General features: G+C 58.7%; 22 protein-coding genes, 1 tRNA gene and 1 pseudogene. 7 read left to right on the forward strand and 17 right to left on the reverse strand.

What is annotated here, in order from left to right; all coding sequences use genetic code 11:
- Nucleotides 1-183: 183 nt before the first annotated feature.
- From NBG89_RS06025 to NBG89_RS06045, 5 genes are all read right to left on the reverse strand, one after another.
- Nucleotides 184-4,005, reverse strand: a complete 3,822-nt coding sequence (locus tag NBG89_RS06025) for a vitamin B12-dependent ribonucleotide reductase (protein WP_431322082.1) — start codon at nucleotides 4,003-4,005, stop codon at nucleotides 184-186.
- 591 nt (nucleotides 4,006-4,596) lie between these two features.
- Entirely contained in the window at nucleotides 4,597-5,184 is a 588-nt protein-coding gene (locus NBG89_RS06030; RefSeq protein ID WP_431322083.1) for a hypothetical protein, read from the reverse strand.
- Between the two features lie 193 nt (nucleotides 5,185-5,377).
- Nucleotides 5,378-5,875: a xanthine phosphoribosyltransferase gene (gene gpt / locus NBG89_RS06035; RefSeq protein WP_088694950.1), complete on the reverse strand. Its 498-nt coding sequence runs from the start codon at nucleotides 5,873-5,875 to the stop codon at nucleotides 5,378-5,380.
- 182 nt (nucleotides 5,876-6,057) lie between these two features.
- A complete protein-coding gene (locus NBG89_RS06040; RefSeq protein WP_431322084.1) occupies nucleotides 6,058-6,900 on the reverse strand; it encodes a universal stress protein in 843 nt (280 codons plus the stop codon).
- A gap of 109 nt (nucleotides 6,901-7,009) precedes the next feature.
- The gene (locus tag NBG89_RS06045; RefSeq protein WP_431322085.1) at nucleotides 7,010-7,786 is read right to left on the reverse strand and encodes a competence/damage-inducible protein A; all 777 of its coding nucleotides are present in this window, start codon (nucleotides 7,784-7,786) and stop codon (nucleotides 7,010-7,012) included.
- Between the two features lie 213 nt (nucleotides 7,787-7,999).
- Between NBG89_RS06045 and wrbA the strand changes: the two genes are divergently transcribed.
- On the forward strand, nucleotides 8,000-8,596 hold the full coding sequence (gene wrbA, locus NBG89_RS06050) for an NAD(P)H:quinone oxidoreductase type IV (RefSeq protein ID WP_088694748.1): 597 nt from the start codon (nucleotides 8,000-8,002) through the stop codon (nucleotides 8,594-8,596).
- A gap of 68 nt (nucleotides 8,597-8,664) precedes the next feature.
- Here wrbA and NBG89_RS06055 read toward each other — a convergent pair whose 3' ends face one another.
- The 4 genes from NBG89_RS06055 to NBG89_RS06070 form a co-directional block, all read right to left on the reverse strand.
- Nucleotides 8,665-8,802, reverse strand: coding sequence for a hypothetical protein (locus NBG89_RS06055; protein WP_431322086.1), 138 nt, complete (start codon nucleotides 8,800-8,802; stop codon nucleotides 8,665-8,667).
- Nucleotides 8,803-8,940: 138 nt separating this feature from the next.
- Nucleotides 8,941-9,026 (reverse strand) — tRNA-Leu (locus NBG89_RS06060).
- 67 nt (nucleotides 9,027-9,093) lie between these two features.
- Entirely contained in the window at nucleotides 9,094-9,918 is an 825-nt protein-coding gene (locus NBG89_RS06065) for a glycosyltransferase family A protein (protein ID WP_431322087.1), read from the reverse strand.
- Nucleotides 9,919-10,034: 116 nt separating this feature from the next.
- Nucleotides 10,035-10,382, reverse strand: coding sequence for a VanZ family protein (locus NBG89_RS06070; protein ID WP_431322088.1), 348 nt, complete (start codon nucleotides 10,380-10,382; stop codon nucleotides 10,035-10,037).
- A gap of 178 nt (nucleotides 10,383-10,560) precedes the next feature.
- Between NBG89_RS06070 and ilvA the strand changes: the two genes are divergently transcribed.
- The 3 genes from ilvA to NBG89_RS06085 all read left to right on the forward strand — a co-directional run bounded on the left by ilvA (nucleotide 10,561) and on the right by NBG89_RS06085 (nucleotide 13,645).
- A complete protein-coding gene (gene ilvA, locus NBG89_RS06075) occupies nucleotides 10,561-11,811 on the forward strand; it encodes a threonine ammonia-lyase (RefSeq protein WP_431322089.1) in 1,251 nt (416 codons plus the stop codon).
- A gap of 36 nt (nucleotides 11,812-11,847) precedes the next feature.
- Nucleotides 11,848-12,174 carry an HlyU family transcriptional regulator gene (locus NBG89_RS06080; RefSeq protein WP_112656276.1) on the forward strand — a complete coding sequence of 109 codons (327 nt, stop codon included), beginning with the start codon at nucleotides 11,848-11,850 and terminating at the stop codon, nucleotides 12,172-12,174.
- A gap of 199 nt (nucleotides 12,175-12,373) precedes the next feature.
- Complete coding sequence (locus NBG89_RS06085) at nucleotides 12,374-13,645, forward strand: diguanylate cyclase (RefSeq protein WP_431322617.1); 1,272 nt, start codon at nucleotides 12,374-12,376, stop codon at nucleotides 13,643-13,645.
- Nucleotides 13,646-13,648: 3 nt separating this feature from the next.
- On the opposite strand, the gene NBG89_RS06090 is transcribed toward NBG89_RS06085, so the two are convergent.
- Nucleotides 13,649-14,425 (reverse strand): SDR family NAD(P)-dependent oxidoreductase, encoded by a 777-nt coding sequence (locus NBG89_RS06090; protein WP_431322090.1) that lies wholly within the window; start codon nucleotides 14,423-14,425, stop codon nucleotides 13,649-13,651.
- Nucleotides 14,426-14,529: 104 nt separating this feature from the next.
- Here NBG89_RS06090 and NBG89_RS06095 point away from each other — a divergent pair, with 104 nt between their 5' ends.
- The gene (locus NBG89_RS06095; protein WP_431322091.1) at nucleotides 14,530-15,108 is read left to right on the forward strand and encodes a TetR/AcrR family transcriptional regulator; all 579 of its coding nucleotides are present in this window, start codon (nucleotides 14,530-14,532) and stop codon (nucleotides 15,106-15,108) included.
- 48 nt (nucleotides 15,109-15,156) lie between these two features.
- Here the strand turns inward: NBG89_RS06095 and NBG89_RS06100 are convergent, their stop codons facing one another.
- Nucleotides 15,157-15,771 carry an FMN-dependent NADH-azoreductase gene (locus NBG89_RS06100; protein WP_088694951.1) on the reverse strand — a complete coding sequence of 205 codons (615 nt, stop codon included), beginning with the start codon at nucleotides 15,769-15,771 and terminating at the stop codon, nucleotides 15,157-15,159.
- 141 nt (nucleotides 15,772-15,912) lie between these two features.
- On the opposite strand from NBG89_RS06100, the gene NBG89_RS06105 reads away from it, so the two are divergent.
- Nucleotides 15,913-16,881, forward strand: coding sequence for a LysR family transcriptional regulator (locus NBG89_RS06105; protein WP_088694756.1), 969 nt, complete (start codon nucleotides 15,913-15,915; stop codon nucleotides 16,879-16,881).
- A gap of 38 nt (nucleotides 16,882-16,919) precedes the next feature.
- On the opposite strand, the gene NBG89_RS06110 is transcribed toward NBG89_RS06105, so the two are convergent.
- The 4 genes and pseudogenes from NBG89_RS06110 to NBG89_RS06125 form a co-directional block, all read right to left on the reverse strand.
- Entirely contained in the window at nucleotides 16,920-18,908 is a 1,989-nt protein-coding gene (locus NBG89_RS06110) for a bifunctional 2',3'-cyclic-nucleotide 2'-phosphodiesterase/3'-nucleotidase (protein WP_431322092.1), read from the reverse strand.
- Between the two features lie 100 nt (nucleotides 18,909-19,008).
- A pseudogene (locus tag NBG89_RS06115) lies at nucleotides 19,009-19,335 on the reverse strand (PilZ domain-containing protein); the annotation flags it as partial.
- Between the two features lie 70 nt (nucleotides 19,336-19,405).
- Nucleotides 19,406-20,302 (reverse strand): DMT family transporter, encoded by an 897-nt coding sequence (locus NBG89_RS06120; protein WP_431322093.1) that lies wholly within the window; start codon nucleotides 20,300-20,302, stop codon nucleotides 19,406-19,408.
- Between the two features lie 88 nt (nucleotides 20,303-20,390).
- Nucleotides 20,391-20,852, reverse strand: a complete 462-nt coding sequence (locus NBG89_RS06125) for an Lrp/AsnC family transcriptional regulator (protein WP_431322094.1) — start codon at nucleotides 20,850-20,852, stop codon at nucleotides 20,391-20,393.
- A gap of 153 nt (nucleotides 20,853-21,005) precedes the next feature.
- Between NBG89_RS06125 and ald the strand changes: the two genes are divergently transcribed.
- On the forward strand, nucleotides 21,006-22,124 hold the full coding sequence (gene ald, locus NBG89_RS06130; RefSeq protein WP_088694761.1) for an alanine dehydrogenase: 1,119 nt from the start codon (nucleotides 21,006-21,008) through the stop codon (nucleotides 22,122-22,124).
- Nucleotides 22,125-22,186: 62 nt separating this feature from the next.
- Here the strand turns inward: ald and NBG89_RS06135 are convergent, their stop codons facing one another.
- Nucleotides 22,187-22,654 carry a DUF1203 domain-containing protein gene (locus NBG89_RS06135; RefSeq protein ID WP_431322095.1) on the reverse strand — a complete coding sequence of 156 codons (468 nt, stop codon included), beginning with the start codon at nucleotides 22,652-22,654 and terminating at the stop codon, nucleotides 22,187-22,189.
- Nucleotides 22,655-22,749: 95 nt separating this feature from the next.
- Nucleotides 22,750-23,313, reverse strand: a complete 564-nt coding sequence (locus NBG89_RS06140) for a GNAT family N-acetyltransferase (RefSeq protein ID WP_431322618.1) — start codon at nucleotides 23,311-23,313, stop codon at nucleotides 22,750-22,752.

The raw sequence follows: 23,313 nt of genomic DNA on the forward strand, positions 1-23,313 counted from the left end.
TCCGGCACCCAAAGATAACCGACGCCTCGCGCCGGAGATCCCAACGCTCTTCCCGGCCTCGCGGGAAATTTCAGCCATTACGCGTATAACGCAAAAGAGCGGCCAAACGGCCGCTCTTTTGCTTTTCTTTATGCGAAAGGCTCCGAAGGTCGTCGTCGCCCGTCGTTGTCAAAATAGCAGAAATCAGCTGCACCCGCTGGTCGCGCCGCACGTGTCGCACTTCTCGCAGGTGCCGTTGCGCACCATCGTGAAGTTCTGGCACTCGGAGCACATGTTGCCGGTATACCCCTGCATGATCGAGCGGGCGCGGCGTTCGGCTTCGACCTTCTTGGCCTCCGTCTTGGCCGATGCCGCGTCGGCGGCTGCCTTGTCGGAGAAGAGGGCGGTTGCCTGCTGCTGACTTTCGCTGGCGACCTCGCCGAGTACCTCCTCGGCGATCTCTTCGGCCAGTTCCTTTGCCCGCTCCTCGTAGTCGCGCTTGAAGGCGACGATTTCGGAGCTGGAGATGGCAACGGTCGGCTCGATCTTGCGGGCCGCAGCGCCTGCGAATGACGTCACGGTGCCTGTCGAGGAGGCGCGGGCAGGGGCGGCCGTTGCCGAGCCCTTCGGCTCGCCGCTTGTCTGGCGCTCGCCGTTCGAAACCAGCGTCGGCTTGTAGCCACGGGTCCAGCCGGTCGAGACGAGGTTCGTCTTGCCTTCCTGAATGCCCTTTCCGAGCGCCGTGTTCGAGAAATCAGACGTATCGACATGCGCGAGGTCGTGGCGGCCGAGGTAGGAGACAGCGAGTTCGCGGAACACGTAGTCGAGGATCGACGTGGCGTTCTTGATCGCGTCATTGCCGATGACCACGCCGGCCGGCTCGAACTTGGTGAAGGTGAAAGCCTCCACATATTCTTCGAGCGGCACGCCGTACTGCAAGCCGAGCGAGATGGCGATCGCGAAGTTGTTCATCATCGCACGGAACGCGGCACCTTCCTTGTGCATGTCGATGAAGATCTCGCCGAGACGGCCGTCGCCGAATTCGCCTGTGCGCAGGTAGACTTTGTGTCCGCCGACGGCAGCCTTCTGGGTATAGCCCTGACGGCGGTTCGGCAGCTTTTCGCGTTCGCGGGTGACGCGCTCGACCACACGCTCGATGATCTTCTCGGTGATGGTGACGGCCTGGGCGGCGACCGGCTGCAGCAGCAGATCGTCCAGTGCGTCCTCATCGCTTTCGTCTTCGATCAGCGAGGCGTTCAGCGGCTGCGACAGCTTCGAGCCGTCGCGATAGAGCGCGTTTGCCTTGAGGCCGAGCTTCCACGAGAGCATGTAGGCGCTCTTGCAATCGTCGACCGTCGCGTCGTTCGGCATGTTGATCGTCTTGGAGATCGCACCCGAGATGAACGGCTGAGCAGCCGCCATCATGCGGATGTGGCTGTCGACCGAGAGGTAACGCTTGCCGATCTTGCCGCAGGGGTTGGCGCAATCGAAGACGGGTAAGTGCTCGTTCTTCAGGAACGGTGCACCTTCCAGCGTCATCGCACCGCAAACGTGGATGTTCGCAGCCTCGATATCCTTCTTGGAGAAGCCGAGGTGGTCGAGCAGGTTAAAGCTCATGTCGGCGAGCTGCTCGTCGGAAACCTTCAGTGTGCCCTTCAGGAAGTCGGTGCCGAGCGTCCACTGGTTGAAGACGAACTTGATGTCGAAGGCCGACTTCAGCGCGGCGTTGACGGCATCGACCTTCTCGTCGGTGAAGCCCTTGGCCTTCAGCGTCGAGGGGTTGATAGCAGGTGCCTGGTTCAGGTTGCCGTGGCCAACAGCATAAGCTTCGATCTCGGCGATCTGGCTTTCGGAGTAACCGAGCGTGCGCAACGCTTCCGGAACAGCGCGGTTGATGATCTTGAAGTAGCCGCCGCCGGCTAGCTTCTTGAACTTCACCAGCGCGAAGTCGGGCTCGATACCTGTTGTGTCGCAATCCATGACGAGGCCGATCGTGCCTGTTGGAGCGATGACGGTTGCTTGGGCGTTGCGGTAACCGTGCTTTTCGCCGAGCTCGAGAGCCTTGTCCCAGGCGCTCTTGGCGTGAGCCGCCAGATCCTGGTCCGGGTTCTCCGAGTGGATGAGCGCGACCGGGTTGATCGACAGGCCTTCATAGCCCGACGTCTCGCCGTAAGCGGCGCGGCGGTGGTTGCGGATGACGCGCAGCATGTTCTCGCGGTTCGGCGCGAACATCGGGAACGGTCCGAGCTCGGAGGCGATCTCGGCCGAGGTGGCGTAGGAGATGCCGGTCATGATTGCGGTCAGGGAGCCTGCGATGGCGCGAGCTTCATCGCTGTCATAGGGAATGCCCGAGGACATCAGCAGGCCGCCGATGTTGGCGTAGCCGAGGCCGATCGTGCGGTATTCGTAGGAGAGCTCGGCAATCCGCTTCGACGGGAACTGTGCCATCATCACGGAGATTTCGAGAACAACGCTCCACAGGCGAACAGCGTGCTCGTAGTCGGCGATGTTGATGCGCTTGGTGGCAGCATCCTTGAACTGCATGAGGTTCAGCGAGGCAAGGTTGCAGGCCGTGTCGTCGAGGAACATGTATTCCGAGCACGGGTTGGATGCGCGGATCGCGCCGGCGGCCGGGCTCGTGTGCCAGTCGTTCATCGTCGTGTTGAAGTGCAGACCCGGATCGGCCGATGCCCAGGCGGCGTAGGAGATCGACTCCCAGAGGTCGCGTGCCTTCAAGGTCTTCATGACCTTGCCGTCCTTGCGGGCCTTCAGCTGCCAGTCGCCGTCGTTTTCGACTGCGCGCAGGAAGTCGTCCTTGATCGAGACAGAGTTGTTGGAGTTCTGGCCCGATACGGTGAGGTAGGCTTCGCTGTCCCAGTCCGTGTCGTAGGTCTTGAACTCCATGTCCTTGTAGCCCTGGCGAGCGAACTGGATGACGCGGCCGATGTAGTTCTCAGGAACCTGGTCCTTCTTGGCGGCGCGGATTTCGCGCTTCAGGGCAGGGTTCTTGTTCGGGTCGAAGCAGTCGCCATTGTCGGCCTCGCAGTTGACGCAGGCCTTCATGATCGCCTTCAGGTGCTTGGCGACGACCTTGGAGCCGGTGACGAGAGCGGCAACCTTCTGTTCTTCCTTCACCTTCCAGTTGATATATTCCTCGATATCTGGATGGTCGATGTCGACAACGACCATCTTCGCCGCACGGCGCGTCGTGCCGCCCGACTTGATGGCGCCCGCTGCACGGTCGCCGATCTTCAGGAAGCTCATCAGACCGGAGGAACGGCCGCCACCGGAGAGCTTTTCGCCTTCGCCGCGGAGGTAGGAGAAGTTCGAGCCGGTGCCGGAGCCGTACTTGAAGAGGCGAGCTTCGCGGACCCACAGGTCCATGATGCCGCCTTCGTTGACGAGATCATCTTCAACGGACTGGATGAAGCAGGCATGCGGTTGCGGATGCTCGTAGGCAGACTTCGACTTCACCAGTTTGCCGGTGAAGGGGTCGACATAGAAGTGACCCTGGCCGGGGCCGTCGATGCCATAGGCCCAGTGCAGGCCCGTGTTGAACCACTGCGGGGAGTTCGGCGCAACGCGCTGGGTGGCCAGCATGTAGGCAAGCTCGTCCTTGAAGGCAGAGGCATCTTCTTCGGACGAGAAATAGCCGCCCTTCCAGCCCCAGTATGTCCAGGTTCCGGCGAGACGGTCGAAGACCTGGCGGGCGTCGGTTTCGGAACCGTACTGCTGGTCCTTCGCAACATCCTTCAGAGCTGTTTCGTCGGCAACCGAACGCCACAGGAAGGAAGGAACGTCGTTTTCCTCGACCTTCTTCAGCTTCGCGGGAACGCCGGCCTTGCGGAAATACTTCTGTGCCAGGATGTCGGCCGCGACCTGCGAGAACTGCGCCGGAACGTCGATGTTCTCGAGGCGGAATACGATCGACCCGTCCGGGTTCTTGATCTCGCTCGTCGCCTTGCGGAATTCGATATCCGCGTAAGCGCTCTGTCCTGCCTTCGTGAAACGGCGTTCTATGCGCATTTCTCTAACCTCTAGCTGCGCGCCTCGTCCCCGTCGACCAAGGCGCAAGTTTCCACCTCCGGCAGCGCCGTGAGGAGCGCAGCCAGTTCTCGTTTCCGTATCATCACAGGAGTGTCATCCGGAGATGACTGTTCCTGTATCTTGTGGTGATCGTGGCTGCAAACACTAAATATAGTGTTAACAGCTTATTATCGCCAGCCCCGGATGTCACTTTTTCGGAAGATAAAAATCGCGCACGAAACCCCTCATGGCGGTCGCCCTTCATGGACGCAACACCCTGATTCTACGCTCGATTTTTTGGAGGGAACCGGCCTCGTTAATTCCGGCCCAACTGCCGTCGCAACATCGGACTCTATTAAGTTGGAAACAGGCGATTCCGTCAAGGGGTTGTTTTTAATGAAGTGTTCACCACAACATATTGTGGATCGGGCTGTGGAGAATGGGGAAAAGAAAGTCGTCTAAGAAATTCAATGGGTTGCGCGCCTTCGTCGCCCCAGAGCCTAAAAAATCTAAGAAAAGTTGCGACCGTGTTGATTTGGTTGCAGCTTTTGCCGGCCAAATGCGGCAGCCGATTCGTTGAGACAATTTTGATCACAATGCGTCGATCGCAATCGTCACCGTTGCGATACCTATAGACTGTCCGTTTTCATCCTTGATGACAAAGCTCGCCTGCGTTTCCAGTAATTGTGTCTGTTCATCGCGCTCAGCCCGGTCGATAAATATCTCGTCCGACTGCTTCGCGAATGTTTTCAAGAACTTGTCTTCATCGCCTTGCCAATAGTCGGTGGTCATCGTGCCCTGGCCGACGTTGAGTCCATGACGATCGGTCACGAAAAACTCGATGATGATGCCCTGCGAATCATCCTGTTTGGTCTTGAGGTATCGCGACACCGGCTTGTTGAGCAGGCGCCGGATCATCTCCCAGCCGCCGCTCTGCACCTCGGAGCGGTACGTGTTATCGAGCACCTGGATGTTCGCATCGGTGATATTGTCGAACTTGGCGTTCTGATCTTCAATCGCCTTCCGGACGATTGGCGTATTCACCATCGGCTTGACGACGGTCTCGACATATTCCCTTACGACGGAAACATAGGCCGGTTCCGCCGAAGCGGCCAAAGGCGAGAGACAGAGGTTGAGTCCGAAAGCCGCAACCGTCCCGACGTAGCCCCAACGCATCATATTCGTTCCAACGCCGCGCCCGGCGACCAGACTTCCAACCCAGTCCACAGCGCGACGCCGTTGCCGCGCTGGACTGTTGGCTAGAAGGATAAGGCCTGAGGGAGCGGCGCGATAGCGGAATCCAACGCGTTAGTTAAACAAAGATTGGCACAATCTGAAATTGCACTGGCCATTGGCCCGCGACAGCCGACCTTTAGCCGCGACCGGCCTTGGAGATGGGTTCTTGATAGGTGAACCCCATATCCCAAGGAAAATAGATCCAGGTGTCCTGGCTGACTTCCGTAACGAACGTATCGATCGTCGGCACACCTTGAGGCTTTGCGTAGACGCAGGCAAAATGTGCTTTGGGCAGGATCGAGCGAACTTCCGAGGCCGTCTTGCCGGTGTCGGTCAGATCGTCAATGACGAGGACAGCTTCACCTTCATCGGCGGTCAGTTCCGGCGCGATGCCCTTCAGGAGCATCATTTCACCCTGGTTCACATAGTCGTGGTAGGACGCGACGCAGACCGTTTCGATCAGCCGGATGTTAAGTTCGCGCGAGATGATCGCCGCCGGCACGAGGCCGCCACGCGTGATACAGACGATTGCCTTGAAATCGCGCTTCAAACCAGCGAGGCGCCAGGCAAGGGCACGCGCATCGCGGTGGAATTGATCCCAGGAAACGGGAAAGGCTTTATCGGGAAGGGACATGGTTTGCTCCGCGGCATGAATGATGACACGCCGTTCGCCGGCGGCCGGACAAGGCATTCCGCGATCGGCCAAACGCAAATCGCGCAGCCGAGACTGCGCGATAGGAGGACCGAAGCCGGAGCTCGTCATCGGTCGCCGCAATTAACGGATTCCGGGGACAAAACGCAAGCCCCTCGTCATTCTTATCGTGACAGCAGCGTCAATGCGGTCATCGACTGGAGCAGCGTTTTCGTGGTGCCGCCGAAAATCATCTGCCAGAGTCGCGAATGGGTGTAGGCGCCCATGACCAGCAGGTCGATGCTGCTGTCGGAGAGGCGGTTTTCGATGACTGTCGACGCGGATTTGTCTACGCTTTGGGCGGTCGCCAGGGTGACCCTGACGCCGTGACGGGAAAGAGCCGATGCAATGTCCGCGCCTGCAACAGCCGCAGACTGGAGTGCATTGTCGACGGGGTCGACGGAGAAAATCTCGACTTCGTCAGCGGCCTTCAGTATCGGCAAGGCATCAAACGCGGCGCGCGCTGCCTCCCTTGAGCCGTTCCACGCGATAAGAACACGCTTGATCGGCTTCGGTTGGCGCAGCACAAAGGGGATCATCATGACCGGGCGACCGCTTTCGAAGAGAAAGTTGTCGATGTCGACGTGACTGTCCGACGGCTTCGCTGGATTGGCCTGTGACGCGATCAGCAAGTCAGCGCTTCGGGCGCTTTCGATCAACGGCGCCGTGCCGTAGCCGGTCGATGAGGCAAAGCTCCGCCATTCATAGGAGACGCCTTCAGCCTGCGCCTTTCTGCGGAAGATGCGCTCAACCTCGACCGTTTCCGCATGGGCCATGTCCTGAAGCGCCTGCACGGCGACGGGGTCGGGTATCTCCATCGGCGCGACAAGTGGCACGACTGCGACGGTTTCCGCATGAAGGCCGATAACGTGGGCATTGGTCTGCGCGGCAATGGCAAAAGCAAAATCGGCCACGGCTTTGGCGTTATCGACGGTATCGAGAATGGCGAGTATGGTTTTGTAAGACATAAACAATTCTCCCTACGCGGATGAAATTCGGCTATCTTCAACGAGAATGCGCCGGCAGGGGCGCCGGTTCCTTGATGCATATCAACGGCGAGCCGGGATCTCCTCTATGCTACGCCTTTGCCGAACGGTTTTCAGCGACCTCCTTTGCTTGGCGGATGGTCTCGATCATGGCACGCACGTCGATTCCCGCGGCATCGACCGCATCCTGCGAGCGGCTGCGGACGACGATCTCAGTCGAGAACGCCTGGCCGACATAGCGGGGGTAGGAGCCGATGCTCGTCTCCGGGTGGGCTTTCTGGATGGCGGCAAGCGGCGTGCCGATGTCACCCTCGCCGTAAGGGCAGGAGATGCCGAGCGAGAGCACGCGCGTGCCGGTGCGCAAGGTCGGGATAACGGCGTCGACCATGGCCTGGAAGACCTGCGGAACGCCGGCCATGACATGAACGTTGCCGATGATAAAGCCGGGCGCTGTCGAGACCGGGTTGGGGATATGGCGCGCGCCTTTCGGCATACGCGCCATTCTCTTTCTGGCATCGGTGAAATCAAGCCCACGGCGTGCATACATTTCGCCAAGCAAAGCCATGGCATCGGCGTCATATTCGCAAGGCAACCCGAATGCCGCGGACACGGCATCGGCAGTGATGTCGTCATGGGTCGGTCCAATGCCCCCCGAAGTGAAGATGTAGTCGTATTTTGCACGCAACGTATTGAGGGCCTCGACGATCGCGTTTTCCTCGTCGCCAACGATGCGGACCTCCTTGAGATCGATGCCGCAAAGCGTCAGCATGTCGGCCAGGTGCCCGATATTCTTGTCCTTGGTGCGGCCGGATAGGAGTTCGTCGCCGATGGCAAGCATGGCGGCGGTGACAATTGTCTGATTGGTCATTGGAAATTTCCGAATATTTGGATCCTAGCATAGGTAGCGCCGTTCGCTGGTCTTGCAAACCGTGTCGCTGCCGCCAACTCAAGCAATGCTACAAGCAATTTTTCGTCTATGGCTATTGAACAGTGCGTTCTGCGGCGCAGGGCTATGTTCAACACACTCCGCTGCTAAGACTCCAGCCGTTACGAATTCAAATAGAATTGATGGAGATAGGTAATGGCTAAGGTACTCGTGCTCTACTACTCGGCTTACGGCCACATCGAAACGATGGCATACGCCGTTGCCGAAGGCGCAAGGTCGACTGGCGCGGAAGTCACCGTCAAGCGTGTCCCGGAGCTGGTTCCGGAAGAGGTCGCCAAGGCGTCCTACTACAAGATGGATCAGTCTGCTCCGATCGCCACTGTCGACGAACTTGCCGATTACGACGCAATCATCGTCGGTGCGGGTACGCGCTTCGGAACGGTCGCCTCGCAGATGCGCAATTTCTGGGATCAGACGGGCGGCCTCTGGTTTTCCGGCAAGCTGGTCGGCAAAGTGGGCTCCGTATTTACCTCGTCGGCAACGCAACACGGCGGTCAGGAGTCCACCATTCTCGGCTTCATTCCAACCTTCCTGCACCAGGGCATGATCGTCGCCGGCCTTCCCTATGCATTCCAGGGCCAGATGGGCGTTGATGAAATCAAGGGTGGCTCGCCCTATGGCGCGTCCACCATCACGGACGGTGACGGATCGCGTCAGCCTTCCGCAATCGAGCTGGAAGCGGCCAAGTATCAGGGCGCTCACGTCGCCAAGATTGCTGCCAAGCTGGGCTGACCGGCTCCCTTCAGTGATAGGCGCGGCCATCGGGGTCGCGCCCGCTTACACCAGAGTCGCCGATTGCGTCAGCCGTAGAGTTCGTGCAGTTTCGCTGCGCAGAAAACAAGCGGTATGCCGACAATCGCAACCGCGATCATGAATGTCGTTCCCGCCCGGAGCAATTTGAGACGTCGCGTTCTCGTGCCATCCCAATCGTAAACCATCGCCTTACTCCCACAAGACAAGCTTACAACTATGCGCAGCCCCAACCGCGGTCCTTCTGGCGCGCGCATAGAAGCACATTCGCAAGCGATGATAAAGGGCAATGGCGGGTTCGCCGGAGTTGGTGGAGGCCGGCATGATGGTGCGAGCGACGGGGATCGAACCCGTACAGCCTAAGGCCGAGGGATTTTAAGTCCCTTGCGTCTACCAGTTTCGCCACGCTCGCGTTCAACGATCCCAATAACTTAGCGAATCTGTTTTGGGAAGCTCTACACACCCAATCGTGGTGCAATTTACTGCCAGATATTGAAATGCTGCTGCATGTACTCGATGCACCGGCGATTGGCTTCGCTACGGCGTGCCCCCTCGATGGTGGCGAGGTATAGTGAGGCGACATCGTGTGCGGCGGTCGTCTGTGGTTCTTCCAGCCCAGCAGGGAGCCAGATCGGGATACCTTTCAGCGCAAGCATGCCTGACAACCAAACATCATCAACTGCCCATATGACTTCAGGGATGTCATATGCGATATCATCGAAAAACTCCGGACGCACCACAGCACCACCGAGCCCTTGAAGCACATCCACATAGCCACCCTTTGCAACCAGCCTTGGCATCGGTTTCGGCTGGTCCAAACGCAAGACCATGGAAGCGAACTTATGCCGTAGTCGGCGGGCGCGGAGCAAAAGATCTATTCTCCGTCTCCGCACTGCTTTCGGCACAAAGGCGGAGGGTTTCGCAATATGGGTCGGCACGTCCTTGCCGATGAGGGCTACGCACTCTGTTGGTCGCTCGTCCTGTGCCGCGAACAACTGAGAGGCCCAACTAGGCGAGAACATCTTGTCGTCATCACAGAATAGAATCTGTGCTTTTTTCCCGCGGAACTCGCGTGCGGCAAACAACACCTTGGACGCAGGTCCCATGTCTTCTTCAGGGCGAACTATCGTGATTCCGGTGGGGACTGATGGAACGGATCCATCGTAGTCGGGAAACCGCCGATATCGTTTGGGAACGTAGAGCCGGATCTCATCCACCGCGCCGTTCTGCTTTATTAGGCTGTTAAGCGTCGGTGCAAGCTTGGAGAAACGTGGAGGGATAGTAGAGAGCGAGATGATGCGCAATGTCGTCGGCATCCGATGTAAACCATTGACGGAAGTTGGATCGTACTATCCCATTCCGAGTTGCGCTAAGTCAACCAAGCCGAACCAGTGCGAAAGAGCCGGATAGGTGTCGGTATTTATGAGGCGCCAGCTGCGGATTTTGCGTACACGCGCGCTGCGAATATTCCCGCAGATGCGCCGAGGATCTTGACGAGCGCGTCGTGCAGGCGCGCATGGCGCGTTGGCGACAGATATTGAAGATATTCGATTGCAAATGCGCCAACGATCAGGAGCACGGCGACGGCGAACCAATGCCTGGGATAGGCGACCGCGAACATGAAGCCGACCAACACATAGGCGAGGGCGCGGTCGAGATTGACAGAGGTCACGGTATGTGGCCGCAGTCCGATCGGTGACAGCGTGACGAAAATAATGGCCGCGAGAAGCAACCAGGCAACCGGCTTTGCAAATTTGCTTGAGATCATCAGAGTGATTTAGCCCCGTCGAGAGCAAATTGATAGCGCACAATTGCGTTATGTGACCGGGCTCTCGAGATTTGAATTAAAAGGTGACTTTTGAAGTAAACAATATTGGTGGATATGGGCTTTTTCGCTCCTCCCACTTGTGCGATAGCGAAAGCGAAACAGGAATGGACGAACGACCGTGACCAGACAGGATGTCGAGAGCGCCGAGGTGGCCATGCGCAGCCTCTTTCCAGAAACGCCACTGCAACTGAACGAGCACCTGTCTGCGCGCTATGGCGCGGACATCTGGCTGAAGCGCGAAGACCTTTCGCCCGTGCGCTCCTACAAGATTCGCGGAGCGTTTAATTTCTTCCGGAAGGCGATCGCCGAGGGTGCTGGCGGCAAGACCTTCGTTTGTGCTTCGGCCGGCAATCATGCCCAGGGCTTCGCCTTTGTCTGCCGCTATTTCGGAGTGCCTGGTGTTGTTTTCATGCCGGTAACGACGCCGCAGCAGAAGATCGACAAGACACGCATCTTTGGCGCGGAATTCATCACGATTAAGCTGACCGGTGATTTCTTCGATCAGTGCTACCAGGCCGCCCGCGATCACGTCGAGGCGATCGACGGTGTGATGGTGCCGCCGTTCGACCATGCCGATATCATCGAGGGGCAGGCGACGGTTGCTGCGGAAATTCTGCAACAGCTGCCTGAGGGAACGCTACCTGATTTGGTGGTGATGCCTGTGGGGGGCGGTGGCCTCGCGGCTGGCATCACCGGCTATCTCGAGGGCGTCATGCCAAAATCCGGCTTCATCTTTACGGAGCCGGCCGGAGCACCGAGCCTGAAGCGAAGCATCGAGGCGGGGCGCGTGGTGACGCTCACCAAGGTTGACAATTTCGTCGACGGTGCGGCCGTGGCGCGGATCGGCGATCTGAACTTCGCGGCCCTGGAAAGGTTCCCGACCGAACAGGTCATGCTGATGCCGGAAAACGCGATCTGCGTGACCATTAGCGAGATGCTGAATGTAGAGGGCGTTGTTCTCGAGCCGGCAGGGGCACTGTCGTTGACCGCGATCGCTGCGATGGATCCGGAAGTACTAAGGGGCAAGACTGTCGTAGCCGTCGTTTCTGGCGGCAACTTCGATTTCGAGCGCCTTCCCGATGTCAAGGAGCGCGCAATGCGCTACGCCGGCTTGAAGAAGTACTTCATCTTGCGAATGCCGCAGCGACCGGGCGCTTTGCGCGACTTTCTGAATCTGCTCGGCCCCGACGACGATATCGCTCGCTTCGAATATTTGAAGAAGACAGCACGCAACTTCGGCTCGGTGCTGATCGGTATTGAGACCAAGGCGCCGGAGAATTTCGCGCAACTCATCGCGAACTTCGAGAACGCCGCCATTGGCTTCGAGGACATCACCGAAAACGAGATCCTTGCAAACCTCATCATTTAACTTTTCCGGCACGAGCTGCCATGATAAAGGCGAAGTATGGCTTCGATCTTCTCCAGCATTTTCTCAATGTTTTCAGGCGGTGGCAAATCGGCTGACGCCCCGGCAGGCGTCTCTTCCGAGCCGCAGCTCTACGGCGACTGCACGATCTACGCCGAGCCGCAGAAGGAAGGTGGCCAGTATCGCCTTGCCGGCCGGATCGAGAAGACGGTAGGTGGGGAAGTCCTCGTACGCAATTTCATTCGCGCCGACATGTTCGGGTCCTCGGACGATGCGATCGAGTGCACGGTGCGCAAGGCACAGCAGATCATCGATCAGAACGGTCCATCGTTATTCAACGATGGCGCAAAGGTTCGCCAGGTCTGACCTGGCTTCCGACACCGCTTCTTCGGTGTCAGACTTGACGGCATTAATCCTCACGTAATCTTAAAGGATTGCGAGGAATCTTGGTGTCTGGAGCCTTGCAGGACAACCACGTGCCTTACACTACACACAGACAGCCACTCATGTTCGCAGCCGCCGATTCTTGGCGCGGCGCCGTCTCGGGCGCTGATGCGAGAGGCACCTGATGCAAGCCTTTAACCTGCTGCTGTTTGCCATTGAGGCTGTTGGCTATTTCGCGCTCATGGTGACGCTGCTGCATTTCCGTCATCGCCTCGGCTTGGGCGTGTTTCTCACTGCCCTCGGCGTCATGCATTTCATGGAAACTTATCTTGCGGCAGTGTTTTACGTGGCGCTGCCATTCGGCGTTGCGTCGCCCGGTTCGTCGGTGTTCTTCGCCGGCAAGCTGATGATGATCCTGATGCTGTATTTGCAAGAAGATGCCGCTACGGTTCGCCAACCGATCTACGGCTTGTTTCTCGGCAACATCCTGACGGTGGCCGTAGCGTGGCTGCTTCAGTTGCATACGCCGATCGATCTCCCCCGCGGCGACGGAGCGAACTTCGATTTCCTCAAGGAAATGGGCTGGCTCATGGTGTGGGGCACAACGCTCCTGTATCTCGATTCCATCGGCATCATCTTGCTGTACGAGCGCCTCGGTCGCTATCTGAGGCGCAGGATCATTTTACGCTTCATGATCTGTGGCTTCGTCCTCCTGACTTTCGATCAGATCGGGTTCTTCGGTGCATTGCACTATTTCCTTGAGATTCCGGCCTCCGCCTTCTGGGACGGGTGGAGGGCAAAGATGTTCGCCGTCTGTGTCTACACCGTGCTCTTTGCGGTCTACGAGATTTGGATACGCCGCGACGGTATTCCGGCGAGCGTGCGGCCGATCAGCGATATCTTCAGTGATCTCACCTTTCGTGAGCGTTACAACGATCTGCTGAACCGGACGGGCAGGGACGTTCTGACCGGCGTTTACGATCGCACGCGCATGGAGATGGAAGCGCCGGTCATGGTCCGCGAAGCCTTGCGGCAAGGGCAGTTCGCTACGGTGATCATTCTGGACGCAGACCATTTCAAGGCGGTCAATGACCGCTTCGGGCATTTGCAGGGAGATGAGGTGTTGAAGGCAATCACGCTTCGCCTAGGGACCATTTTGCGATCGGCCGACCGTGTCTTCCGCTTTGGTGGCGAGGAATTTGTCGCGGTCTGCCCGGCAACCGACCATGCCGAGGGAATGCGACTTGCCGAGCGCTTGCGCTGGACGATTGCAAGCAGCGTCAAGACGCCGGATGGCAAACCCGTCACCGTCAGCATCGGTGTGGCGACAGCCGACACCGATGGAGTAAGCTTCACAACTGTTCTTTCGGCCGCGGATGAACGGCTCTATCAGGCAAAGAAAGGCGGCCGCAATTGCGTTGTTGGCAAGCCTGGGCTTGTGAAAACCGGCTAGCGCTTAACTGGCGCGGAATATCTTGGCGCCGGAGGGTGCGCTCGTCGCACCGCCATCGACCACAATTTCGATCCCTGTGACGTTGCTCGAGTCACTTGAGGCAAAATAGAGCGCAGCCTTGGCGATCTCTTCCGCTTCGCTCATGCGTCCGAGCGGGCTCATGCCGCCCAGCCTGGCCTCAAGCGCGGACATTGCATCCGCCGTCGACGCCATTGGTTGCCAGATCGGTGTTTTGGTGCCACCCGGCGTGACCTGATTGACGCGGATGCCGCGCGGGGCAAGCTCGGAAGCCATGTTGCGGGTCATGGCACGTACCGCACCCTTCGTAGCGGCATAGGCCGACCAGCCGGGCGCACCAAGCACCGCATGCACCGATCCGTTGAGGATGACGGAGCTGCCATCGTTCAGATGCGGAAGCGCGGCCTGGACCGTAAAGAAGACGGCCGTGAGGTTCGTGTTGATAATGGTGTTAAACTGCTCCAGCGACGTTGCGCCCAACGGAGTGGCGCCACCGATTCCTGCATTTGCGAAAAGCACGTCAAACTTCCCGAATTTGGCAGCTGCTTCCGCAAATGCCCGTTCCGTGGCAGCTACATCAGTCACGTCGAGCTTCAGCGTGAGCACGTTGCTGCCCAACGCCTTCTCGGCGGCCGCGAGGGTCTCGGGATTGCGGCCTGTAATGATCACCCTAGCCCCCTCTTCAAGGAAGACCTTGGCAGTGGCAAGACCGATACCGCTGTTTCCGCCCGTGATGAGGGCGACCTTGTTCTGCAGGCGCATTGAATGACTCCTCTTGGAAACTTTCGCGATCTGGATTATGATCGATATCCAGAAGGATTACGATTATAATCCTCATGCGTCAATAAGTGCCGGAGAGAATTTTCATGGGTCACTCACAGCAGGATAAGCGCAAGACGCATGAGAGGATCGTTCAGATCGCTTCGAGACGTCTGCGCGAGAAGGGGCTGGAAGGCGTGGGCGTCGCGGATCTGATGAAGGAGGCGGGGCTGACGGTCGGCGGCTTCTACAAGCATTTCGCGTCGCGTGACGAACTGGTGGCCGAGGCGATGCAATCGGCCTTCGGCGCCTGGTCCGCGAAGGTCCGGGCGGAAGGGCGGGCTCCGGAGGACATTACGTTGCAGGAGTATGCGGCGACATACCTGAGCGGGGAACATCGAGACGATACGGCCGGCGGCTGCCCGTTCGCGGCCCTCGCGGCTGATATGGCGCGCGGCGGCGAGAAATGTCGGTCGCTCGCGACCGACCAAATAAAAACGAACATGCGCAACATGCAGGCGCGGACGAACGCCACGGACGCGGCGGAAGCCCGCCGCCAGGCGATTATTGCGTCCTGCCTCATGACCGGCGCGCTGGGTCTTGCCCGGATCTCGAACGATGAAGCCTTTGCCGGCGAGATACTCGATACCGTAAAGGCCTTCGTGAACGACTTCGGCACAAAATGAAGACGGCCGGTGAGTACCGGCCGTTTCAAACATCGGTTCTGACACCTGTTAGGCGGCGAGGGCGATTTCCTCGGCGCGGGCCTTGGCGGCGCCAATTGCCTTCTCGGCAGCTTCCGGACCAAAGGCGAGGCCTTCAACGTAGATCGTTTCGATATCGGTGATACCGAGGAAGCCGAGGACCGACTTCAGATACGGAACCGCATGGTTCATGCCGGCTGCCGGACCCTGCGAGTAAACGCCACCGGAAGCAAGAACGACGTAGACCTTTTTGCCGGTGGCAAGGCCAACCGGGCCGCTTTCGGTGTACTTGAAGGTAAGGCCGGCGCGGGCGACGTTGTCGATCCAGGTCTTCAGCGACGAATAGATGTTGAAGTTGATGAGGCCGGTACCGATGACGATCGTATCGGCTGCAAGCAGTTCAGCAACGAGTTCGTCCGACGTCTTCACGGCTGCGGCTTCGGCGGCGGTGCGGTCATCGGCGGGCTTGCGGATGGCAGCGGTGAAGAGATCATCAATGTGCGGCAGCGGGTTGGCGGCGAGGTCGCGACGAACGACGGCGCTGCCTGGCTGCTGGGCCTTGATCTTTTCGACAAGGTCAACGGCGATCGTGGTGGAAAGCGAGTCTGCACGCGGGCTGGACGTCAGAAGCAGGATGGAAGACATGTTTGAATTTCCTCTCGAATTGGAGTTCTCGGCTCTTGTAGGGAGCTTCGAGCCGCTGTTTCGAGGCAGAAAATAGGTCTGGCTGACTATCGAAAAAACTGTGATAATGTCGATCGAAATCATCGATAGATTGGATGGAAGATGCTTCCGAATCCCACACTCGACCAGTTGCAGGTGTTCCTCACCGTTGCGGAAACGGGCAGCTTTTCGGCCGCTTCGCGCTCGCTAAACCGTGCTCAATCGGTCATCAGCTACACGATCGCCAACCTTGAAGCTCAATTGGAAGTGCCGCTTTTCGAGCGCTCCGGCGCAAGGCAGCCGAAGCTGACGGAGGCGGGCAAGGCCCTCCTCGAAGATGCGCGGCGGCTTGTCTCCGATCTCGAGGTAATGCGCGCCCGCGTGAAAGGGCTGAAGGAAGGGCTGGAGGCCGAAGTCTCCGTCGCGATCAGCGTCATGGTGCCGTCGCACGCGGTCGTCGACGTGCTGCGCGGGTTCCGCGACAAATTCCCGTCCGTGGCGCTCAGTTTGACGGTGGGCGAACTTGGCGTGGTGATGGATCTCGTCTTGAGCGGCAAGGCAACGATTGGCATTGGCGGCGCTCTGCTCAAGCAGCATGACGCGCTTGTTGCAGAACAAATAGGACACTCCTTCATGATGCCCGTTGCCGCACATGATCATCCGCTCGCGAAGATCGGTAGACCGTTGACCCTGGCGGATGTCCGCGAGGAGACGCAGTTGGTGGTGACGGATGCATCGGGCTTAACAAAAGGCCGTGATTTCAATGTGCTTTCCTACAAGACATGGCGGGTAAGCGACGTTGCGACGAAACACTCTCTCATCCGCGGCGGGCTGGGTTGGGGCGGCTTGCCCGCCTCGCTTATTCGCAACGATCTGAGAAGTGGTGCTTTGGTCCATCTCGACTTGCCGGCTTTCGAGCAGGGAGAATATCCGATCTATGCCATGAGACGGACTGCCAGCCCGCCGGGTCCGGCGGCTAGCTGGATGATCGATGCGTTTCGGGTGAGGCTCGAGCAATGTCCCAGGCACGCCGATTTTACAGCTCAACTGGCCGAGCTGTCGCCGCCTGATTTGCCGATTGCCGCCGAGTAAGAGGACGCGGATTTCCCGCGCCCTCCTGAAGCTCACATCTAGAGTATCAGCCTGAACTTCGAGAAGCCGTCGGTGCCTTCGCCGGCATCCTCGATCTTCACGCTTTTCACGTCCGCGAGGAATTGCTTGGCCTTCGGACCACTCTGGAAGACGGCTGTCGTCCCCGGCAGTGGTTTGAACGTCCAGTTCCCGTCGGCCGAGGGATTGATCGTGCCCTCCTCGTGTACGAAGCGGACAATGACGTCGCGATTCGTGTCGGGCGCCTGGAAGATGACCTTGTCGGCAGCAATTTCCGGAAATTTGCCACCACCGCCCGCGCGGTAATTGTTGGTGACGACAACGAATTTCTGCTTGAGATCAATGGGCTTGCCGTCAAATTGCAGGTTCTGGATGCGGTTTGAATCGGCATTGATCAGCTTGCCGTCATCATCGAACCTGCGCGGCTGCGATAGGTCGATCTGATAGGTGACGCCGTCGATCACATCGAAGTTGTAGGATGGGAAGGCGTTGTTCAGCAGGTCCGCATCCTTCGATCCCGGTTTCACCTCGTTGAACATGGCGGCTGACATTTCCAGCCAGTTCTTCACCTGCTCGCCAGTGATGGCGACGGCCTGGACCGTGTTGGGATAGAGGTAGAGGTCAGCGACGTTCTTGATCGCGATGTCGCCGGCGGGCACGTCCGTATAGTAGTCCGCGCCGCCGCGACCGCCGGCCTTGAAGGGTGCTGCCGCCGAAAGCACCGGGAGGTCCTTGTATTCTGTGTCGGCCAACATCTGCTTGATGTACCACGTCTGTGCCTGGCTAACGATCTGAACGGAAGGATCGTCGGCGACCAGCGCGAAATAGGAATAGAGCGGCGCCGAGGTCTTGCCGACCGGGATGCGCACATAAGCGAGCGTTGCCTCGTGCTCGGCCTTTGCGGCGTCGATAACGTCCTTTTTGTCCGCGACGTCGGCGACGACTTTCTTTTTGTCATCGCGATGGTAGATCGGTCGGGCTTCGGAGGTGAAGTCGACGATCCTCCAGCCTTTGCCGTCCTTCTCCAGCAGGAGGTCGATCAGGCCGAGATGGGAGCCCCAGAAGCCCGCCATCACTGCCGGCTTGCCGTGCAATGTGCCTTTCACCGGATCGGCGTTCTGAATGCCGTCCCAGGTCTTCGGGCCGGGGAACACGAGATGCTGGTGCCCGGTGAAGATCGCGTCGATCCCGTCGACTGCGGCAAGATGCAGGGATGCATTCTCCATCTTCTCGGATGGGGCCGCGCCGTCGATGCCGGAATGCGAAAGCGCGATCACGATATCCGCGCCTTCCTGTTTCATGACAGGTACCCAGGCTTTGGCTGCCTCAACGATGTCGCGCGTCTGCGCCTTGCCTTCAAGGTTCTTGATGTCCCAAAGCATGATCTGCGGCGGGACGAAGCCGATGAAGCCGATCTTGACCGGGCTTTCTTTACCGGCGCCGTCCTTGATGGTCTTTTCGACGATGATGTACGGCTTGAAAAACAGCTCGTCCTTCGTCGGGTTGGACGCGAGTTGGCCCTTCGTCAGGTTCGCGCAAACGAACGGGAAGTTTGCCCCGTTCAGCACCTTGAACATGAAGTCGAGGCCATAATTGAATTCATGGTTGCCGAGCGTGCCGACGGTGTAGCCGAGCGTGTTCATGGCCTTGATGACGGGGTGCACGTCGCCGTCCTTCATGCCGCTCTGATAGGCCATATAGTCGCCCATCGGGTTGCCCTGCAGCACGTCGCCGTTGTCGATCAGCAGCGAATTGGCAGCCTCCGCGCGGATGTTGTCGATGATCGTCGCCGTGCGCGCCAGCCCCATCGTGTCGTTCGGTTTGTCGGCATAGTAGTCATAGGGAAAGACGTTGACGTGAATGTCCGTCGTTTCCATCAGACGCAGATGAGCCTGATTGGCGGCTGCGCGCGCGCTAAAGGGATGAAGCAGGATCAGTGCGGACGTCGCGGCAATGCCGCCAAGCAAAGAGCGGCGGGTCATTGGCGGCAGATCGAGAATGGAAGACATGAAAACTCCTTTGAAAATCACTGACCGCCCGGCCCCGCAGGCGAGACTAGGGTGATTTGCGAAGGAGTAAACCCTGAAAATGACAGGGGAATTATCGTGTCAGGACCGGTTTCACTTCCTTGTGGAAGAATCGGAAGTATGATGCCACCTGCGCACGGGCATTGGAGTTCGGATCGAACTGAATTCCCAGACGGCCATTGTGGCTCCAGCGGATGATGCCCTGCAGCGTGCCCAGATCATCGGCAAGAATCTGTACACGGCTACCGGACGCGGCATGAATCGGTGCCCGGATTTCGACGGCCATGCCGGTAATCGACATGTCGAGGATGCGAGCATCCACTTCTCTGGTGAGATAGCGGACCTTGCCGAATATGCGGCAGGACCGGCGCTCGGCCTTGCGGGTAATGATATTCAGATTGCGTTGCATGTTACGCTCCACCAGAAACATACGGATGAATTCTATGGGGCGAACGTTGAGAATGCTTTAATAGCTCGATCTAAAATTGTGGAGATGCCGATCGCGAACGTGACCTGCGTGCAACGACGTGTTCCCGCCATACGGTGAAGATGCCTGCCGCGACGACGATTGCCGAGCCGACGATCATGTTCAGGCTCAGCTTCTCATTGTAGATCAATACGCCGATGATCGATGCATAGACGAGCTGTAGATACGTCAGCGGTTGAACTGCCGCTGCATCCAGCATGTCGTAGGCGCGAATGAGAAAATAGTGGCTCGATATGCTGGTTAGACAGACAAGCGCCATCCATCCCCAATCCCAGCCCGACATCCAGGTCCAATAGAAGGGACCGACCAACGACATGGCGATGCCGCCAACGACGCCCGTATAGAAGAAGCTTGTCATGGCCGAATCGTCCCTACTGACGAGGCGCGTGGCGATGACGTAGAAGGCGAAGAGGAAGCACGAGAAGACGGCAAGCAGCAGCTTAAAGTCGAAGAACCCGCCTTCCGGCTTGAGGATCAGCAGCACCCCGACGAGACCCGCACCAATCGCCGTCCAGCGACGCCAGCCGACCCGCTCTCCGAGGATGGGCATCGAGAGCAACGCGATCAGAATCGGCGTCGCTGAGAAGATTGCCTGTGAGTGGGCAAGGCCGATCAGCGCAAAACAGTTGATGACGACGACAACCTGGGCGGCCAGCAAAATGCCCCGGATCAGCTGCAGCAGCGGCCTCCTGGTTTTCGCCGTCTGCTTCAAGCCACCTCTCATCCTGCTGGCAAGCGCTACGGTGAAGGCGGCGAAGGCCCAGTAGCGGATCATGGTGATGAAGACGGGCGGGTAGGCGGATGCCAGATGCTTCGAGATGCCGTCCTGCAGCGAGAAAATGGTGATCGCGAGCAGGACGAAGATATAGCCTTGGGTCTTGGATTTCATGCGTGCGTCTTGCTGCGGAGGATCAGGCAAGGGGTAACGAAGCTGCCACTCCGATGCAAGAACTGTCTGGCGATTTTTGGCTCTTCAGTCAAAGCCCGACATTTGGTCTGTCGATGACTTCCCGCAGGGCAAAGCTGGAATTGATCTTAACAACGTGCGGAAGCGCCGAGAGCCAGTCGCGGTGGATGCGCTCGTAGTCCTCGAGGTCGCGGGCGGCAACACGGAGAATGTAGTCATATTCGCCTGACATCAGATAGCAGACGAGAACGTTCGGACAGCGTTTAACGGCGGCCTCGAATTCCGAAAGCGTCTTCGCAAACTGACCGGATAGGGAGATATGCACCACCGCGATCATCTTATAGTCGAGTGACTTGTGAGAGACGTGCGCGTGATAGCCGCTGATAACGCTGCTCTTTTCCAGGATATCAAGCCGCCGCGAGCAGGCCGATGCCGACAAGCCAACCTTGGCGGCAAGATCGGCATTAGTGATGCGCGCGTTGGACTGAAGTGTCTTCAGAATCGCAAGATCGATGGTGTCGAGTTCGGACATTCGAAGAACTTTCGATTATTTGCTCGAATTTGCAATAATCTTCGAAAATTAGCGTCGGCGCAAACCTTCTTTGCAAGGACATTTCGCGGCTGTGGTGGTTGGATTTCCTCGTCAAAACACTCCGCCAAGCGAACAAAAAGAGAGGAACGCCCAATGCGTGTCGGTTGCCCGAAGGAAATCAAGAATCATGAATATCGTGTCGGCCTGACACCTGCATCCGTTCGTGAATATGTCGCTCATGGCCATGAGGTCTGGGTTGAAACCAAGGCAGGCGCTGGCATTGGTGCCGATGATGCCGCCTACGCGGCTGCTGGCGCAAAGATTGCTGCCTCGGCCAAGGAGATCTTCGAGAAGTGTGACATGATCGTAAAGGTCAAGGAGCCGCAGCCGTCCGAGTGGGCGCAGCTTCGCGACGGCCAAATTCTCTATACGTATCTCCACCTCGCCCCCGATCCGGAACAGACCAAAGGTCTGCTTGCTTCCGGCGTCACCGCAGTTGCCTATGAGACCGTGACGGATGATCGCGGCGGCCTGCCACTTCTGGCGCCGATGTCCGAGGTTGCCGGACGCTTGTCAATCCAGGCGGGCGCGACCGCGCTGCAGAAGGCCAATGGCGGCCTTGGCATCCTGCTCGGCGGCGTGCCCGGCGTGCTGCCGGCCAAGGTCACGGTCATCGGCGGCGGCGTGGTCGGCTTGCATGCAGCCAGGATGGCGGCGGGCCTCGGTGCCGACGTCAGCATCCTCGATAAGTCTCTTCCGCGCCTGCGCCAGCTCGACGACATCTTCGGCGGTCGTGTCCACACCCGCTATTCCAGCATTCAGGCGCTGGAAGAGGAAGTATTTTCGGCCGATCTCGTTATCGGCGCTGTGCTTATTCCGGGAGCCGCCGCACCGAAACTTGTCACGCGTGAAATGCTGTCGGGCATGAAGCGTGGCTCTGTCATCGTTGACGTCGCCATCGATCAGGGTGGCTGCTTCGAGACGTCGCATGCGACGACCCATTCCGAACCGACCTATGTTGTCGATGACGTGGTGCATTATTGCGTCGCTAACATGCCAGGCGCGGTGCCGGTCACTTCGGCGCATGCCCTGAACAATGCGACGTTGGTTTATGGTCTGGCGCTTGCCGACCGTGGGCTGCGTGCCATCGCGGAGGATCGTCACCTCAGGAACGGTCTCAACATCCACAAGGGCCGCGTCACCAATAAGCCGGTGGCCGAAGCTCTGGGCTATGAAGCCTACGCACCGGAAAGCGTACTGAACGTAGCGTAAATCCCATCGCGTCGCGTGAGGCAGGGCCGGTCGCATTCTCCTGCGACCGGCCGTTTTTGCTGTCATCTGTCGATGCGGCACTGATAGCAGTTGTTGCGCGCCGAGCGCACGTGCACATAGGCGATGTCCGTCCGCTCCAGGAGCTGGGCGGCATAGGAGCGGATATCGGGCGTCAGTGTCACAGCGCCCGTGCCGTAGACAATGCGGTTTTCGGCATTGTAGCCGCGCACGATGAAATCCGGGCTGGTCAAGACCGGCGGCAGGACCTCTTCCGCAGCATAGCGCTCGCACGGTTGCTTGTGGAGGAAGATCGGACCGGTCTCAGCATAGGGCTGAAGCTCCGGAAACGGCCGGTAGGCGAAGACCAGCAATTCCTCGTCGGCATCGATATTCTTCAGGCAATGACGGCAGGGATGGCCTGGACCGTCGGAGACCATCGTCTCGGGCAGGAAACCGTAGGCGTCTGTGCCGCCGTTCCAGAGATTTTCGGCGTCGGCAGTGGGCATAGCGGAAAAGCGGATGTCGGTCATGGCGGATCTCCTTGCTGATTGCCATGAGATGCGCCTCTATCGGGATAGAAACCACCCGATTCCTGCCGAAGCCCTGGCTCCAGCTTCTGGCCGACTCACCAGTCTTTCTTGCTCAACTCCAGAAGTTCCTTGTCGCTGAGCGGCCGGACGATGCCCGAACCGGTGGAGACCGGTGAAAAGCCGAACATCTGGTAGAGTTGCAAGGCGCGCGGGTGATCGAGGTTGTTGGTCGTCGTTGTCACCCGCTTCGGATTGAGCGTCCAGATCGCGTAGAGCGACTGCAGCAGGAACCACTTTCCGATCCCCAGACCAAGCGCACGCTCGAAGAGCCCGAAGTGGCTGAGTTCGATCGTCTCTTCATCCTCGACGAAGTATTCGTAGAAGCCAGCGGGCGCGCCATTGACATAAAGGACGCTGATATTGTTGCGCTTGTCGTGAAGCGTCTTGGCCAAATCCTCGTCGGCCATGCGCAAACGATCCACCCACTGCCACCGGGCCCCGACCTGGCGGTAGAGATAGCGGTAGAAGGGCAGCGGAATATCGGGTGCCCGCATGATCGCCGTCTGGATGTTGATCGGCACCGGGAGGCTTGCCTTCGGCGGGGCCGTCATTTCCAGGCGGGTGATATGGGCTTTCAAAGAAGAGGGCGCCTTCACCAT

Origin of the sequence: Rhizobium sp. YTU87027 (assembly GCF_050644135.1) — a bacterium.
Taxonomy (GTDB): Bacteria; Pseudomonadota; Alphaproteobacteria; order Rhizobiales; family Rhizobiaceae; genus Rhizobium.

Bases quoted from the DNA above. Each gene is read 5' to 3' on its own strand.
- NBG89_RS06025 (WP_431322082.1), bottom strand. From the start codon at position 4,005: ATGCGCATAGAACGCCGTTTCACGAAGGCAGGACAGAGCGCTTACGCG.
- NBG89_RS06030 (WP_431322083.1), bottom strand. From the start codon at position 5,184: ATGATGCGTTGGGGCTACGTCGGGACGGTTGCGGCTTTCGGACTCAAC.
- gpt (WP_088694950.1), bottom strand. From the start codon at position 5,875: ATGTCCCTTCCCGATAAAGCCTTTCCCGTTTCCTGGGATCAATTCCAC.
- NBG89_RS06040 (WP_431322084.1), bottom strand. From the start codon at position 6,900: ATGTCTTACAAAACCATACTCGCCATTCTCGATACCGTCGATAACGCC.
- NBG89_RS06045 (WP_431322085.1), bottom strand. From the start codon at position 7,786: ATGACCAATCAGACAATTGTCACCGCCGCCATGCTTGCCATCGGCGAC.
- wrbA (WP_088694748.1), top strand. From the start codon at position 8,000: ATGGCTAAGGTACTCGTGCTCTACTACTCGGCTTACGGCCACATCGAA.
- NBG89_RS06055 (WP_431322086.1), bottom strand. From the start codon at position 8,802: ATGGTTTACGATTGGGATGGCACGAGAACGCGACGTCTCAAATTGCTC.
- NBG89_RS06070 (WP_431322088.1), bottom strand. From the start codon at position 10,382: ATGATCTCAAGCAAATTTGCAAAGCCGGTTGCCTGGTTGCTTCTCGCG.
- NBG89_RS06080 (WP_112656276.1), top strand. From the start codon at position 11,848: ATGGCTTCGATCTTCTCCAGCATTTTCTCAATGTTTTCAGGCGGTGGC.
- NBG89_RS06090 (WP_431322090.1), bottom strand. From the start codon at position 14,425: ATGCGCCTGCAGAACAAGGTCGCCCTCATCACGGGCGGAAACAGCGGT.
- NBG89_RS06095 (WP_431322091.1), top strand. From the start codon at position 14,530: ATGGGTCACTCACAGCAGGATAAGCGCAAGACGCATGAGAGGATCGTT.
- NBG89_RS06100 (WP_088694951.1), bottom strand. From the start codon at position 15,771: ATGTCTTCCATCCTGCTTCTGACGTCCAGCCCGCGTGCAGACTCGCTT.
- NBG89_RS06105 (WP_088694756.1), top strand. From the start codon at position 15,913: ATGCTTCCGAATCCCACACTCGACCAGTTGCAGGTGTTCCTCACCGTT.
- NBG89_RS06110 (WP_431322092.1), bottom strand. From the start codon at position 18,908: ATGTCTTCCATTCTCGATCTGCCGCCAATGACCCGCCGCTCTTTGCTT.
- NBG89_RS06120 (WP_431322093.1), bottom strand. From the start codon at position 20,302: ATGAAATCCAAGACCCAAGGCTATATCTTCGTCCTGCTCGCGATCACC.
- NBG89_RS06125 (WP_431322094.1), bottom strand. From the start codon at position 20,852: ATGTCCGAACTCGACACCATCGATCTTGCGATTCTGAAGACACTTCAG.
- ald (WP_088694761.1), top strand. From the start codon at position 21,006: ATGCGTGTCGGTTGCCCGAAGGAAATCAAGAATCATGAATATCGTGTC.
- NBG89_RS06135 (WP_431322095.1), bottom strand. From the start codon at position 22,654: ATGACCGACATCCGCTTTTCCGCTATGCCCACTGCCGACGCCGAAAAT.
- NBG89_RS06140 (WP_431322618.1), bottom strand. From the start codon at position 23,313: ATGGTGAAGGCGCCCTCTTCTTTGAAAGCCCATATCACCCGCCTGGAA.